The 14,671-nt window shown below is 69.4% G+C and carries 14 protein-coding genes and 1 pseudogene; 8 read left to right on the forward strand and 7 right to left on the reverse strand.

The genetic code is table 11. From position 1 onward, the window contains the following. Positions 1–626: 626 nt before the first annotated feature. From ACIRL2_RS45170 to ACIRL2_RS45180, 3 genes are all read right to left on the reverse strand, one after another. Positions 627–986, reverse strand: a complete 360-nt coding sequence (locus ACIRL2_RS45170; RefSeq protein ID WP_402240536.1) for a hypothetical protein — start codon at positions 984–986, stop codon at positions 627–629. A 341-nt stretch (positions 987–1,327) separates the two neighbouring features. Then, positions 1,328–1,456 (reverse strand): hypothetical protein, encoded by a 129-nt coding sequence (locus tag ACIRL2_RS45175; RefSeq protein ID WP_402240538.1) that lies wholly within the window; start codon positions 1,454–1,456, stop codon positions 1,328–1,330. A gap of 942 nt (positions 1,457–2,398) precedes the next feature. Next, on the reverse strand, positions 2,399–2,974 hold the full coding sequence (locus tag ACIRL2_RS45180; RefSeq protein ID WP_402240540.1) for a hypothetical protein: 576 nt from the start codon (positions 2,972–2,974) through the stop codon (positions 2,399–2,401). 185 nt (positions 2,975–3,159) lie between these two features. Here ACIRL2_RS45180 and ACIRL2_RS45185 point away from each other — a divergent pair, with 185 nt between their 5' ends. Beyond that, positions 3,160–3,597, forward strand: a complete 438-nt coding sequence (locus tag ACIRL2_RS45185; protein WP_402240542.1) for a DUF4259 domain-containing protein — start codon at positions 3,160–3,162, stop codon at positions 3,595–3,597. 119 nt (positions 3,598–3,716) lie between these two features. Here ACIRL2_RS45185 and ACIRL2_RS45190 read toward each other — a convergent pair whose 3' ends face one another. Then, entirely contained in the window at positions 3,717–4,679 is a 963-nt protein-coding gene (locus ACIRL2_RS45190) for a hypothetical protein (RefSeq protein ID WP_402240543.1), read from the reverse strand. 176 nt (positions 4,680–4,855) lie between these two features. Between ACIRL2_RS45190 and ACIRL2_RS45195 the strand changes: the two genes are divergently transcribed. From ACIRL2_RS45195 to ACIRL2_RS45205, 3 genes are all read left to right on the forward strand, one after another. Next, positions 4,856–5,080, forward strand: a complete 225-nt coding sequence (locus ACIRL2_RS45195) for a hypothetical protein (protein WP_402240546.1) — start codon at positions 4,856–4,858, stop codon at positions 5,078–5,080. Between the two features lie 632 nt (positions 5,081–5,712). After that, positions 5,713–6,102: a hypothetical protein gene (locus ACIRL2_RS45200; protein ID WP_402240549.1), complete on the forward strand. Its 390-nt coding sequence runs from the start codon at positions 5,713–5,715 to the stop codon at positions 6,100–6,102. Between the two features lie 44 nt (positions 6,103–6,146). After that, positions 6,147–6,356: a hypothetical protein gene (locus tag ACIRL2_RS45205; protein WP_402240551.1), complete on the forward strand. Its 210-nt coding sequence runs from the start codon at positions 6,147–6,149 to the stop codon at positions 6,354–6,356. A gap of 262 nt (positions 6,357–6,618) precedes the next feature. Here the strand turns inward: ACIRL2_RS45205 and ACIRL2_RS45210 are convergent, their stop codons facing one another. Further along, positions 6,619–7,575 (reverse strand): ankyrin repeat domain-containing protein, encoded by a 957-nt coding sequence (locus ACIRL2_RS45210; protein WP_402240552.1) that lies wholly within the window; start codon positions 7,573–7,575, stop codon positions 6,619–6,621. Between the two features lie 180 nt (positions 7,576–7,755). On the opposite strand from ACIRL2_RS45210, the gene ACIRL2_RS45215 reads away from it, so the two are divergent. Beyond that, on the forward strand, positions 7,756–8,703 hold the full coding sequence (locus tag ACIRL2_RS45215) for an SMI1/KNR4 family protein (RefSeq protein ID WP_402240555.1): 948 nt from the start codon (positions 7,756–7,758) through the stop codon (positions 8,701–8,703). 716 nt (positions 8,704–9,419) lie between these two features. Then, positions 9,420–9,836, forward strand: coding sequence for a hypothetical protein (locus tag ACIRL2_RS45220; protein WP_402240613.1), 417 nt, complete (start codon positions 9,420–9,422; stop codon positions 9,834–9,836). Between the two features lie 483 nt (positions 9,837–10,319). Here the strand turns inward: ACIRL2_RS45220 and ACIRL2_RS45225 are convergent, their stop codons facing one another. Further along, positions 10,320–10,667 carry a hypothetical protein gene (locus tag ACIRL2_RS45225; RefSeq protein ID WP_402240557.1) on the reverse strand — a complete coding sequence of 116 codons (348 nt, stop codon included), beginning with the start codon at positions 10,665–10,667 and terminating at the stop codon, positions 10,320–10,322. Between the two features lie 135 nt (positions 10,668–10,802). On the opposite strand from ACIRL2_RS45225, the pseudogene ligA reads away from it, so the two are divergent. Beyond that, a pseudogene (gene ligA, locus ACIRL2_RS45230) lies at positions 10,803–12,907 on the forward strand (NAD-dependent DNA ligase LigA). A 61-nt stretch (positions 12,908–12,968) separates the two neighbouring features. Beyond that, positions 12,969–13,484 (forward strand): SMI1/KNR4 family protein, encoded by a 516-nt coding sequence (locus ACIRL2_RS45235; RefSeq protein WP_402240560.1) that lies wholly within the window; start codon positions 12,969–12,971, stop codon positions 13,482–13,484. 443 nt (positions 13,485–13,927) lie between these two features. Here ACIRL2_RS45235 and ACIRL2_RS45240 read toward each other — a convergent pair whose 3' ends face one another. After that, entirely contained in the window at positions 13,928–14,473 is a 546-nt protein-coding gene (locus ACIRL2_RS45240) for an SMI1/KNR4 family protein (protein WP_402240562.1), read from the reverse strand. Positions 14,474–14,671: the final 198 nt, after the last annotated feature.

Genomic DNA, 14,671 nt, shown 5'->3' on the forward strand with positions numbered 1-14,671 from the left:
CCAGGCCCAACACACAACGCCGACCTGAGAGTTCTCGCGATCCGCCGGACATCCGTCGAGATCCACGAGATTCCGCCACGGATCGCGGGACCCTGCACATGCTGTAGGGTCTCGCGGCCCGTGACGCATGTCGGTCCCGTGACCTACGAGTCTGTCCGCTGTCTCACGTCGTGTCGGACGCTCGGAATCTCAGGTCCGTGTCGGTGAACCGACGATGCCGCCGACCGACTGCCACAACACAACCCGCTGAACTGCGGTGTCCTGTCGCAATGCAGATGGCGATTGAGACGCCTACGACCTGGGCGGTTGCCATGTCGTTTTGGAAACGAGTTCCGCTGTTTGCATACGACATGGCTTTTGCGGAAGTGGCGGTAGAGCGATTCGTGGGTGCCGAGGGTGCTGTAGCGCCGCGCGAAACGGCTCGCCGGTTCGACTGCTGTCGGCAGGTGGAACGCTTGAGCGCCGAAGCCGGACTCCGTCACGGGGGTGGATCCGGAGATCGACGGGCGTCTCGTTCGTCTTGCGTTCACGGATGATCGGGTCGGCCGTGTTTCGAGCCGGCACCGGACCCGGGGGCGCCCGCCAGGCCGGCCACCTGCCGAAGTCTGATCGCTCCCGCGCCGTAGTCAGGGCCGGAGTTGCCGCGCCTGCGGGTCGAAGCAGTTGAGACCCAGCGACGCGGCAACCTCCGCCGCGTAGGCGGATGCCTCCTCGGCCCTGCTCCAACTCATGGGGAAGTAGATCAACGGGCCACGGGCATCGCCGATCAGCGGCCCCGCCGACCAGGGCGAGTCATCGTCGTCGATCTCCGTGGGATCCGGCCACCGTTCCAACAGCGCGGCCACGAACGCCGCGATGCGATCCACCGGGGGAACCACGGGCCCCTCCGTGTCCATGTACCGGTCGTACAGATCGGCAAGGCACCTGGCCGCAGCGGTGTTGTCCGCCGGCCGCTCGCCCTCCCACACGGCAAGGTCGTAGCTCATCGACGCAACCTGCCATCCCCTACCGACAGCGGCGCGACCGACCGGATCTTCGGAAACCACGACCAAATCGGACCGGATCATCCGAGACAGGATGTCCCGTCTCATTCATCGCGAGATGTGGATGTCCTTTGGCCTGCGCATTGTCAGGTGCACTCGGGATTCTGGCGCGGTCGGCTGGCGCCTCGGTGGCGTTGCCTGATCGGGACGGGACGGGCGTCTCGTCGATCATGGTGCGGTGAGGGGGCTCTGGCCTGCGTGCTGTCGTTTCTGCTGAGACGTCAGCGTCGTGGGTCTCATAGAAGATGACATTTCCCAGGGGCGATGAGCGTGGACTCCAGGGATCAGCACCTGCGGTGCCACCAGGCCAGCTCGGGGGCTGCCTGTGGTTCATGATGGGTCCGCCGCAGCAACACCGCGTCCAGGTCGTCGACCAGTACCCGTAGTTCGTTGGCGGCCCGTGGCGGGAGCATGGCGAGCGCTTCTTCGAGTTTGTCGCGGGCCCAGCCTTCGCCGCAGCATGGGCAGGTGAACTCAGCCTCCCATGGCTTCCAGCGTCGCCTGGTCCCGTGGACTCGGGTGGACCACACGCTCAGGGCCGTGGCGATGATACCGGGTATCAGTCGATCGCGTTCCAAGCAACGAATGGCTGCGTTTGCCGATCCTGACAGGGTTGGGACGTCACGGTAGCGCACCCATGAACTGCGCCAGGAGCGCTCGCGCGATCGGAGTGATGCTGGCGTCTTATGCGGCACGGGCCCTTCGGGTGCGGTTCATAGGTCGCATTCTCCCACGGCCTCATGGCCAGTTTGATCGTCCGGGTGCGTGCCGACTTGGGTAAGGTTGGGCGGCATGTCCTGAGCTTCGATCGCCAGGCGGCGTGCGGCCTCGGCGTGCAGATTGTTGCGCTCGCGCCAGCGAGGTGAGGCGAACAGGCCACTCAGAGTGACGATTTCGGGGTAGGTGGCGAGCTCGATGCGGTCGTCCGTGGGGTGGTGTGGATCTCCGTATGGGTCCTCACCGAGGGCGTGAAGGCGTCGACTCCAGAGTTTGTTGGAGTGCTGGCACTTCGCCTCGTTTGAGCCATTTGGTCGTGGTCGTGCGGGCGCGTAGGTAGTCCAGAGCGGCGAAGGGGGCCTTGTGGTGCCGGACGAGTCGATGGTGTTGCTGACCTGCGTGGAGTATCTCGGGGAGGGCATCCAGTTGATGTTGGTCGCCGCCGTGGAGCCGGTTCGACAATGCGGGCGATGAGGTTGTCGCGGATGTCCACCAGCCCCGGCCGTTGGACCGGGTCGACTCGCAGGAGAGGACATCTGATGACCGTTGACCGAACTAAGGAACGTCAAGGCCGGGGTTCCCGCGCCGGCCACTGAACGTCATCGCGCTGCGTGAGAAGCCTTGCCCGGGGCCGTTGGTCACCGCGGGTGCTCGTCGGCATCGGTTGATATCGCGTGTCGGCACGCAACAGCGGCATGCGGAGGGCAGAGATGACGGAGTCGAGTACGGGGATTCGGAACGTAGCGGCGCTTGGGGTCGCCCGGCTGGGACGGGTGGTGTCCATGGGAGAACCGCTTCGCCCGTACGCGCTGCTGGACGAGCACGGCGGCGAGGTCGAGGCCGTAAGCGAGTCCCTCCACCACATGCTGGCCGATGACCAGCAGCCAACCTCGCTGAGGTCGTACGCCCACGAACTTCTTGCGTGGTTCCGCTTCTTGCGCGCGATCAACGTTCCCTGGGACCGGGCCGGCCGGGTCGAGGCCCGCGATTTCGCACTGTGGTTGAAGACCGTCAGGAAGCCGCCGCGGCCCCGCCGAGTGGAGGCGCGGAGGATCACACAATCCGAGGTCGGCGACCGCCCGTTGCATCGTGTGCAGGGTGTTCGGAGGGCTGCCCTCCAGCAACCGTTCGCGGCAGACCTGGTCGAACTCGTGCCGGCCGAGCACAGGCCACTTCTCCATCAGCACCGTCGTGCCGCTCAACACATCTGTCAAGTCCGTGGTTGCACCGGAGAGACACAATCACCCCGGCAGATTCCACGTAACTTTTGAGATGCTCAAACGTCAGATGTTCGGCCGCGCAGGCTTCCATCTCCTTCGGAATCGAGTCCTCCTTGCTCCGTGACCGCCCCTGTCGGGCGCAACTGGGAGGATTCCTACGAAACGACGCAAGGAGACACGTGGGGACCTGGGATACCGGCCCGTTCGACAACGACACGGCAGCGGACTTCGCCAACACGCTGGACGATGCCGGGCCCGAAGAGCACGAGGCCCTGATTCGAGGCGTCCTCACGCGCACCGTCGACGCGATCGACTACCTCTTCGAGGCCGAAAAGGCGATCGCCGCCGCAGCCCTCATCGCGACACAGTCCCCAGGCGGCGAACCGGTGGACAGCGGATACGGCCCCGAGGAACCCATGCCGGTCTCCCCCGCCGTCCTTCGGACGCTCGCCGCAGAAGCCCTCGACCGCATTGCCAGCGACGACTCCGGCCTGATCGCGAACTGGCTGGAAGCCGCCAACGCGCGCCAATGGCTCGCCCACATCAACCGCCTACGCGCAGTGCTTTCCCCTCCGCTGGAGAGCTTTGACATCCCACTCTTCGACTTGGAACCGTGACGCCGCGCCACCGACCACAAGACTTGGGCCAGAACCCACATGGGTGAGCATCACCGCCATGTGCGTACAGTCCTCGTGCCGCTGCCACGGTGGGGTCGCCCAGGTGAAGGTCATGCGCTTCATCCTGCCCGGCCGATACGGCGCTCGACCCGAGGATTCAGTGATCGAGCCGGTTCTCCCTGCGGAAGATCTCGCACTCGGCGGCCGTGGGGACGTCGTCGGCCACGGGCATTTGGTCCAGGCGGGCATGAACTGGTTCGCCGGTGGGCGCGGACACCACGAACCGCGGGTCCCCGTCGGGAGTGGTGGTCGTCGGGAGGTCGCGAGCGGCCCGGACCAGGGCAGCCGCCCGGGCGTGGGGAATGCGGCGGGCCCGGGGCGGGGGGGAGACGGTCGGCGAGCAGGGCCACGATCGCCGCGGCCACGTTGTGGCCGTGGCGCGCGTGGTCGCCCTCCGGCCCGGTGGCCGTCATCATCGGATGGTCCATCACCGGGCCGGTCGCCTCGGGCGGGGCCAACGCGTAGGCCAGCAACAGGTGTTCACGGCGTACGCTCGCCCCGGTCGGTCCGGTGCCCGTGTGCGACGCGCGTGCGACGGCGGCGACGACCGGCCCCTGGTCCAGAGCTGCCAGGGGTTCGAACTGGTCGGGGGTGGGGTCGACGAGGTGGCCGGTGTCCGGTAGCCACACCACGGTGTGTCCGTGGAAGACGTCGCCACGCCAACGGGGTTCGAGGGTGCCGTGGACGGTGGTGGAGCCGTCGCGGGCGTCGGTGATCGTCAGCTCCGCGACACGCACCTGGGCGCGCAGGCCCAGGTGGGCGTAGGCGTGGACCAGGGTGGAGCAGTCGTCGAGGCAGCGTTGGAGGGGAAACCCCGCCTGTGTGGCGTGGTGGTCGACGAACAACGGCGGGAGGCACACCAGGTGCGCGGGTTCGCTCGTGTCCGCGTCCAGGGCCGCGAACAGGCGGGCGTACGCCTTCTCCTCGCTCGTGAGCGGAGGCGGCGGCTGATCCTTCCGCGGCCCGGACCGCCGTTCGGCTCGACGTCGACCGGACGGCTCGCGGCGGCGGGGCTTGGGCACGACGGCGACGCTAGCGGCCGGGCGGGCGTCGTAGCGCGGATATCCGAATATTTGATGCACGACTCGTTCGGCGGATGCCCCTTCGGCGGCGTCCGGGTGAACGGACGCGTAGCGGTCCGGACGCGGACGCCGGCACGGTGGCGACTCCGACCTGCGGGGCATGGGCTCCACTCTCGATGCCGAGCCCGTCCGAGGACGGTGTCTGCGCACCCGAGTTGCCGGCGCTGCGCGTCGCCGCGGACGACATCCAGGACCTGCTCACCGAGGCATGCCTGCACCGCCTGAACGCCAGGCTCTGCGAGGAGGACGAAGCCTTGGACGACTACCTTCCGCCGCAGAAGGCGGCCATGGCACGCAAGGTCGCCAACACCCTCGAGGAGCGCCGGCCGGCCGACGGGTGACCCCGCGTCCGCGAGAGCCGCACGCCGCACCGGGCGCATGCGCCTTTTGGTCCAGTGCGGCGTCGGGGCAGCCGCTCGGACGCGATCGCGGGCCGTGTCGCCGATGTTCGCCATGCTGCTCGCCCCCCGACCGGATAGGTCCGGTGGGGCGGGGCGTAAGGGCGTTCCCCGAAAGTGTCCATCCCCGGGTCGTGGGCAGCCGGTAGAGCCGCATGCCGCTGGACGCGGCCTGAAGGCGAGTGAAGAGGTCGTACGTCTCCCACGTCCACGAACCCCGGGCGGCCCGGGCGACTGCGCGGCCGCGCAGGAGTGCGGCGGTTCGTTCGTCGCTGCGTCCTGGCCCCTTCGACGCCGGAATCCTCGCCACTCTCCGACGCCACCGGCGTCCCGTCGCGGCCCGGGAGCGTTGACGGTTCGCCCATCGACGCGTTCACGTCCGGGGTTCGTCCGTCGCGGTCCACGGCCTCGGGTCGGGTGCTCGGGGCCGGCTACAGCGGCGCAGCGTCGGTAGGCGCGCAGGCCCGGGCGTCCTCGTCGGCGGCCTCGACACACGCGGCGCCCGCCGGTGAGGGCGAGGACTGCGGCGAGTCGGTGGCCGAAGCCGCCGGCGGGTCCTGCGCAGACTGAACACCATGAGCGTGTACGAAGACATTGCCGCGATCCTGCACCCGATGCCCGAACCGGGCGCCGTCGATCCCGAGTTCCACAGCGACGTCCACCACGACGTCGACGCCGCCCGCAAGAAGACAACCCTCCACCTCGAGGCCGCCTCGGACGCGGACGCCGAGAACAACGAGCCGCTGCTGTCGGCGATCGCCGCCGCCCGGTGGCGCCGCGACCTGGCCGAGGCGGAGATCCGCCGCCTGGTCGCGTACGGCCGCGAGTTCACCCGGCCCCGCCCCTACCGACTCGCCGACCTCGCCGACGCCAGCGGCATGTCCATCTCCGGCGTCCGCACCACCTACGACCACGCCGACGTCGCCGACGTGCAGCACGCCCTCGGCCGCCAGCCCCGCGAATAGCGCGCCACCACCCCCGACGACCCCCCGGACGACGGAGGTACCCCGTGACCACACCCCCGGCCGGACGACCGCCGCCCGACTGCACCTGCCCGAACCCGTGGACGGACCTGGTCACCGTCGTCGAGAACCGGCGCCTGCGCGCCCGCCCCGCCACGACCCCGGGACCGGTCTCCGCGCTCTACCTCGCGCACTGCGCCCGCTGCAACGCCCGATACCCGGGCCCATGGCGACTGGCCCCCGACCGAACCCCGTAGCCCCGAAGGCACCCTCGGCCCCGACACCGACCCGTAACGGGAACGCCCCCACGCCGATCCCGACGATCTCCCGCACGAACGATGGCCGGCACTCCGGGAGTGAGCACGCTCCACGCGCGGCGCACGCACGTCAACGCGACGACATCGCGGCCCTGCCGACACACGACCGGGTCCAACGGACCGCGGACACCCCAGGCTTCGGCGTCGACCCCGCCGGTGACGCCGATCCGCGCAGTGGCGAGGTTGTTCGGCCTCACCGGTGTCAATGTTTCCAGTAGTCGCGTTCCGGCAATCGAACCCACCGGTCGGGGGGTCCGACGACCGCCCGCGGCCCTGTAGGGCGCAGTCCCGCGAAGGCGCAGGTGAAGGCCACCGCGTGGTACTGGTGGAGGTAGGCGGTCAAGACCTCCTCGGGGGTGTCGTCCTGGTGCGGTCCGCCGCCCGGATGCAGGTCCCAGCCCTCGATGGCCCCGTCGCGCGCGATCGCGCCCTGGTTGCCGCTCTTGGGGTTGGCGTAGAGGCCGTAGCAGACGGTTCCCACCGACAACCGGGTCAGCACGCCCGGCATCTTCGGGGCGTATCCCCACGGTTGGGTCACGGCGCAGCCGCCCGGCACGGATGTCACACCGACGATCCGTAGGATCTCGTCCTGTTCGGCGGTGTGCGGATTCTGTAGCGCCGCGTCGACGGTGTCGGCCGGTGCGGGTGTGGCCTCGAGGCGGCGGATCGCCTCGGTGGCGTCGATCCCGGCCACGCAGGCCAATCCCGCGCCATCCCAGTGGAAGTTGCCCAGCGCCGCGATGAGCCGGCCGGCGTCCTGTGCCGCCGCGCGCTCCGTGTCGGTCAGGTGCTCGTCGGGCGGCACGGTGAACAGGTCCGAAGTGGGCCCGGCCAGGCTCAGGCGGCCCGGCGACCAGCCGCCGAGCGATCGCCGCCACGGATCGGCCCCGGCGGCGGCAAGGGCCCGTGCGTTGTCCGGTTTCCTGGACACGACGGCCTCCCACAACGCCGTCACCCCGTTCTCGAGCGCGTCCACGTCCGCAACCCGCCGGGCCAACTGCGCAACCAACTCCGCAGAGCCGAACACGGCCGCACGGTGCAGCGGCCGCCGCCCGCGCCACGCCTCCGGGTCGGCGCCCCGGTCGAGGCGACGACGGATGTCGTCATGGTCCTTCCAGTCCCAGCCGATACCGGCCCAACCATCCCCCTGCACCGACACAATGACCCCTCCAGCCGCGACCCGAGAAGCCCCATGCGGGGCTCCCCCGGGACACTCGCACACGGCTCGGACACCGCCCATACCCCGGATCGGGCGGTCGCAGCCGCGTCCCACACCGCCGTCATCCGCGTCCGAGACCGGCTGGTGGCGCGTGTCCGACCCTTGAGGTCTACTCATGCCGTGGACAGCGCCGCTCTTCTCATCGCGATCGAAGACCTCTTGGCCCGCCCTCTGCCGGAGAGCGGACGAGAAGACCACGTCCGGGGCTACGAACTGGTGCATGTCACGGCCGGCGAGCACGGGCCCTGTCCCCTCGACGATGTCGTGGCCGCGCTGCGCCCGCGGCTTGGGCCTCCCACGACGGTAGCCGTCGACGGCGTCACGGATCCCTCGCTGCTCCGGCATCTGCCGGGTCCCCCGTTGTCCGACGTTCTCGTGGCCCGAGCCGTCGAGATGCACGGGTGGACCATCGGGCACAGTTGGCTCGGCGTCGGCCTGCTCGAGAACACCACCGACGACCCCGGCGTCACCGCCACCGTGAATCTGGTGGCCGTCCGCGCACTTTTGAATCCGGTGCACCCCGCAGGGTCGTCATGGGTTGCGGAGCTTGCCGCGTTGACCGGCTGGAGCGGGGAGCGCCGGGTCATCGACTGGGAGTCCGTGGAGCGCAAGCTCGGGCTTCGTCTTCCGCGTGACTACAAGCAGTTGGCGGAGACGTTCGGCGCGGGCACCTTCGACGACAACCTCTGGCTCTGTGTACCGGGATCACCACATCTCGACGACCTCGACCTGTTCATCGCGGACCATCACGAATTCGCCGAACCCGCCCCGGCGAGCCGGCCCACGATCCGGCTCCTGCAATGGGCCGCGACGTCGGCCGAGCACTCGTTCTGCTGGCTCGTGGAGGATCCGGATCCGGAACGGTGGCCGGTCTTCGCGCGCGACGACGCCTGTGAACCCTGGGAGCGCTTCGACTGCTCCGCCGCGGAGTTCGTCCACCGGATGCTGACCGACCCGCACCACGCCTACACGCTCGCGAAGCACTTCGAGTCGCACTGGTTCACCTCCGACGAAGAAGTCGAACGGGCCCAGGAAGCATTCTGGGACGAGTACCACCCACACTGGTGAAACATCCGCCCGGCGCTCCTCGTGGCAGACGACACACGCCCGGCATCCCTGCGTGGACGACGACGCCGGCGCCTTGGCCGCCGTTCGGACACGTCGGGTGGCCACATGAGGCGGATGTGGCCACGAGCAACATGCAGTCGGCTCCGGTCGGTCACACTGCCACGAACTCGGGGCCGAGTTCCGGTCCTTGCCGGTCGCCTCGTAGGTGACGGGGCGTCGTCACCGTCTCCCCGTCTTCGACCGCCGTGAATCGAACCTGCCGACCATCCTTCGATGCGGCACGGGGTCGGGGCGCCGGCGGTCCTCGCAGTCGCCCGCGTTGCCTTGGTGGCACGGGCGGCCGAGGCCGGCATCGAGCAGGCTGCGGGGCACGAACACTCCCTCGAACGTCACCGGCCCCGCGTCCTCGGCCCGGGCCTCCAAGTGTCATGCCGCCGCACGGGACGGACAGCACGAGCTCAAGGGGAACCGGTGCAGGTTCTTCCGGGAACCTCCGGCCACCACGGGCGAGTTCGAGGAACAGGGGCGTGCGCGATCTTGCGCGGCGCCATGCCTCAGGGCACCGGCACCGTCCGCTCGCGCCGGCGTATTCGCGTTTGGCATCAACAGCGAGCTGCCGTGATGAGTGCCCTCCGTAGGATCGCGGCATGCCCACCGACGAACGTGTGACACGGTCCTCGTTTTCCGATCTTCAGCCGATCTCCGTCCCTGTGCCGTTGCCGCTCCTGCCGCACCGGATCTGGTCGGATGCCGACTGGCGGCGCATCCAGCTCGGCTACTCCTCCCGAGACATGGACGAGAAGTGGGACGTCTTCGCCGAGGGTGACGTGGTCTTCCTGCATCGAAGCTGGACGGGCCACGGAGTCTTCGAGGCGACCTTCGTGCCGGCGGACGACGGCGGCCGCCGGATCGCCGGGGCCGTGGTGGAACGCGACCGGGAACGCTATCGCGGCGAGGATGCCGAGTACGACTGTTTGATGCTGGAACTGGTACTCAGCACGATCGTGCTCGGAGAGACGTCTCGAGAACTCAGAACGCGCTTGGTGGAGTTGATGCGCCGCAGGTCCGGGAATGCGAATGTTCCCGCCGGTGTCGTGCAACACAGCGCGTTGGGCCTGAGGTCGGATTCGTAGCCGGCGATCACGTCGGGATCACGGCTGCCGCCGCGCGACAAGCCGCGGTCTCATGTCGAGGCCGAGGGCCGGGATTCGTAGATGGTGCCGCCCCGCAGCCTGGCAACCAGGACGTCGACCCGGGCAGAGGGTGTGACGCTTGCCCTGGCGTTCCGGAGGAACCCCTGCCCGCGCTCACTCCGGGCAAGGCCCGGTACACCGAACACCGATTCGGGTTGCCGCTGCCCCGTTGCCGCGGTCCTTGTACACCGAGATCATCGAAGCGAGTTCGGGCCGGAAGGTGGCCTCGCGTCGCCGAGACCGCACCCCGTCCTGCACCGGCCGCAAGCGGACCGGCCCTGCACAACCACCCTGCACGCCCGGCGGGAGGACCGGCCCCGGTCTCTGGCCCTGGGACTCGAAACCTCGCGTGGCGGGCGGTACCGGCATGGCCGGCAACGAGTGCATCCACAATCAAGGTTGACGAAGTCGGCCGGCCGGGGGCTACTTCTGCCCGTGGGCAATTCGTTCGAGGCTGCGAACCAAGGACTCCAAGATCTCTATATACCGGACATATTCCTGGCCCAGCCGGACGTCCTGTTCCGATTGCGCACGAACGGTACTCGCGGCCCGGCGCAGAGACTCCACCTCGGCGACCAGGCGAGGTAGATCCGGCACTTCCTCGGCTTGCATGTGGCCGCCATGGACTTGGGACGCGTATCCCGCGACGTGAGTGTCGAGGCCGAGAAGGAGCGAGCCCACTTCCCGTAGCGCTTCCAGCCTTGCGCGACTCGGATACGGCGTGGCCGCAAGCTCGGTGAACAGACTCCTGAACTCTTGCATGTCGGTCATATCGGGTCGCGATCCTCCGGTCGTGGTGACGTTCTGCGCGGACGACAGGCGGGCCGAGCGGGTCGATCCGGACCCGGAGTCCGTGTCCGAGAGCAGGGACACGCCCCGCGTCGGCGGGTGTCGGCGCCCCCGGTCATGATCGTCCACATGGCCGACACCCCGGCGCCGGCGGCCGACATCGACGCCTACGCCCAGGCCGTCGAAACCGTTGCCACCGCCGCGCGGGCGTACTGCGGCGGCGCGGACTCTGCGCTCGACGACGTGTACGACGCCCTGGTGCGCGGCATCGAGGAGTACGAGCGCGAGCACCCCGACCACGTCCTCGCCGAGTCCCCGTCGGGAAGGTGGCCGCCGGGGCGATCGCGCCCGGGGACGTTCCCCACTCGGTGCCGATGCTCAGCATCGCGAACGTGTTCGACCCGGAGGGGCTCCTCGCCTGGGGCGCGTCGCTGGAGCGGCGACTGGGCCGGCCGGTCGACGGGTTCACCGTGGAACCGAAGATGGACGGTCTCGCGGTCGCGGTGCACTATCGCAAGGGTCGGCTGGAGCAGTTGGTCACGCGGGGCGGCGGAATCGCCGGGGAGGACGTGTCGCACGCGATCGGCACCGTGCGGGGTCTGCCGGAGCGGTTGGCGGACCCGGTATCGATCGAGGTCCGCGGGGAGATCCTGCTGACCGGCGAACAGTTCGAGCGGGCCAACGAGATACGCGTGGAGAACGGCGCGACCGTCTTCTCCACCCCCCCAGCGGCGCCGCGGGAACGCTGCGGGCCAAGGACCGGCCGTACACCATCCCCACGACGTTCCACGGCTACGTCGGCATGCCCGTGGCCGACGACGACGGCTCCTTCGCCGCGTTCCTGCGCGAGGCGCCGCACTCCGAGGTGATGGCCGCGGTCGCGAACCTGGGGGTGAACACCACCGGTGGCACCCCCGCCGGGCTGCGGGTGTGCCCCACGTTGGTGGAGGTGCAGGAGGCCGTGGACGCGATCGCGGCCATGCGGCCGGACCTGCCGTTCGGTATCGACGGTGTGGTGATCAAGGCCGACAGTGCCGCCGACCAGGCCGACGCGGGCAACGGGGTCGCGCGCGCCGCGCTGGGCGATCGCCTACAAGCTCGCCGCGGTCCACAAGATCACCCGGCTCGTCGGCGTGGACTGGGCGGTCGGCCGGACCGGGGTGATCGCGCCGCGGGCGATCCTGGACCCGATCGAGATCGACGGCAGCATCGTCGGCTTCGCCACCCTGCACAACCCCGCCGACATCGAACGCCGCGGACTGACGGTCGGCGACCAGGTCAGCGTCTACAAGGCGGGCGACATCATCCCGCGCGTGGAGGTCCCGCTGGTGCACGTGCGCACCGGGGACGAGACACCGATCGAATTCCCCGCGGCGTGTCCGCAGTGCGGTAGGGGGATCGACACGTCGGAGCAGCGGTGGCGGTGCGTCCAGGGGCGGGCGTGCGGGTTGCACGCGGGGATCCTGTACGCGGTGGGCCGCGACCAGCTCGACGTCGAGGGCATCGGCGGCCGACTCGTGACGCAGCTCGTCGACACCGGAGCCGTCGCCGACGTGGCCGACCTGTTCACCCTCACCCGCGACCAACTCTTGGCCCTGGACCGCATGGACGACAAGAGCGCGGACAAACTTCTCGCCGGGATCGAGGACGCCAAGTCCCGGCCGCTGAGCAGGGTGCTGTGCGCGCTGGGGATCCGGGGCACGGGGCGTTCGATGTCGCGGCGCATCGCCCGCCACTTCGCCACCCTGGACGCGATCCGGGCGGCGGACGTCGTCGAGATGGCACGGGTCGAGGGCATCGGCGACGGCAAGGCCCCGGTGATCGTGGCCGAACTCCTGGACTTGGCAGAGGTGTTGGACAAGCTCGTCGCCGCCGGCGTGAACACGACCGAACCCGGCGTCACCCCCGGAGCATCGACGGCCCCGGACGCGGCGGACGACCCGGCCGCCCCACAGGGGCCCCTGCCGTTGGCCGGCCAGGCCGTCGTCGTGACCGGTGCCATGACCGGCGCGCTCGAAGCGCTGTCCCGCAACGAGATGAACGAGTTGATCGAACGCGCCGGAGGCCGCGCCGCGTCGAGCGTCTCCGCGAAAACCACCCTCGTCGTCGCCGGGGACAAGGCCGGCTCCAAACGCGCCAAGGCCGAGACCCTGAACATCAAGATCATCACCCCGGAGGAATTCGCGACGCTGGTGGCGCCCGTCCTGGACGACGGCGCGTAGAACTGACGCTGCCCGCTCCCGGATCCCACACCCGGTCACGACTGCATACGAAGGACATCTGGTGGAGCTTGCGCGCGTCCTCGGCGCACCTCTGTTGAATCACGACGTCGACTCCGATTGGCGGGATTTCGAGAACGGATTCGAAGTCCGCCTCCCACTCGACTACAAGAGGTTCATGTCGGCGTACGGGCCGTGCGTGATCAGCGACACGTTGACCCTCTTCCATCCTCGGGCACCCAATGCGGACGACAGTCTCAGCCTGCGCTGGAAGATCGCGACCGTTTCCGACGTGTACGAACAGACCGAACCGGCTCTCGTGCCGTACCGGATCTTCCCGATGGCAGGTGGCGTCTTCCCGATCGGGCACACGCCGCTCGGGCACCAGGTGTTCCTGCGACCCAGGGCCGCCCGAGTCGACGACGGCTGGTCCGTTCTGGTCGACTGGGGCACCGAGTGGCTCGATTATCAGGTGGGCTTCGAGGAGTTCCTCACCAAGGCACTCGCGGGAGACGTTCACTTCTTTCACGATTCGGTTCTGGAAGAGCCGTCCTACGAGATGGTGGGTCGCGTGCTGTAGCCGTCGAGGGGCGCCGGAAATGCTGCGAACGGCGTGTGCCATCACTGCGGTTCGACGGTGTGATGGTGGCAAGCACGTCCACGCCGGCGACGAGCGTTGCGGGTGGACAGTGCGCCCATGTGGTCGCGCAAGTACCCCTTCGACCAGGCCACCGGGGTGACCATGCCTCGCCTCGCTGCGCTGTTCGAGCCGTTCGACGTGTGATCCGGGCGTGCACAATCCTCGACGTGCCGACCGCCCGGCTCCTCGGCCGGGGCACGCGGACGAACGGACCTTGTGCTTCGTGGCTGCGCGTCGGCTTGCCGGTGGCGCGGCCGGCACAGAGCACCCCGGACAACCGGCAACCCGTCTGGGAAAGCGAGCGGTTCCCGTCGGCGTCGGCAGTCTCTCCGCCAAACGTTGGAGCCCGACGCACTCTCGGCGCGTCGGGCTCCCTGTCGCGGTCAGTCCCACCAGCCGTCGCCGACCTGCCAACGTCGAACCCATTCCAGGAAGCCGCAGGCTTCCGGCCCCGGATACCGGTAGGCGCCCGTCTCGCCGACCAGCCAGACCCTGCCCCGTTGGGGCCCGTTGACGACGAGTAGCCAGTAGAAGAGTTCATCATCGGTGCCCAACACGACGGAGCCGTGGCCGTAGACGTCGGCCACGCGCTCGTCGTGGCCCGCCGCGAGGGGCTCGCCCTCCCAGGCCCAGGACTCCCGGAGCGGGAACGGCGCGGCGGGATCCCGGTCGACCCGGTGGGACCAACCCGGCGTGAGTCGGCCCAGGGGCAGCAGGCCACCGTCCTCCGGCGGCCCGACCGAGGACCCGTTGGAGATCTCCGCGACCAGACTCCGGTACGGCTCCGGAAGCACGACCCCGTTCTCGGCCTCCCACGCCGAGACGGCCTCGTATCCGAGAGCCGGCTCCCGCCACCCCGGCTCGAACGCCGAACGCAGGAACTCCAAGGCGGCCTCGTCGGGACGCTCGTCAGGCGATGCGATCGTCATGACGACACCCTCGCAGAAAGGACCGACGGAGCCGCTGCGAGTATCCGTACCGGATTGCTGCGGCCTGCCGATGCGTGGGAATCCCGGGACACTGCGACCCCGACGTCGGCAACCCTGTGACGCCGAACCCCCGCCGGGCACACGCCACCGGACCGATTGCCAACTTCCTGCCACGTCGACGGGGACCCGGCCGCCCCG

It is taken from the genome of Embleya sp. NPDC127516 (assembly GCF_044765325.1).
In the GTDB taxonomy this organism is placed as follows: Bacteria; Actinomycetota; Actinomycetes; order Streptomycetales; family Streptomycetaceae; genus Embleya.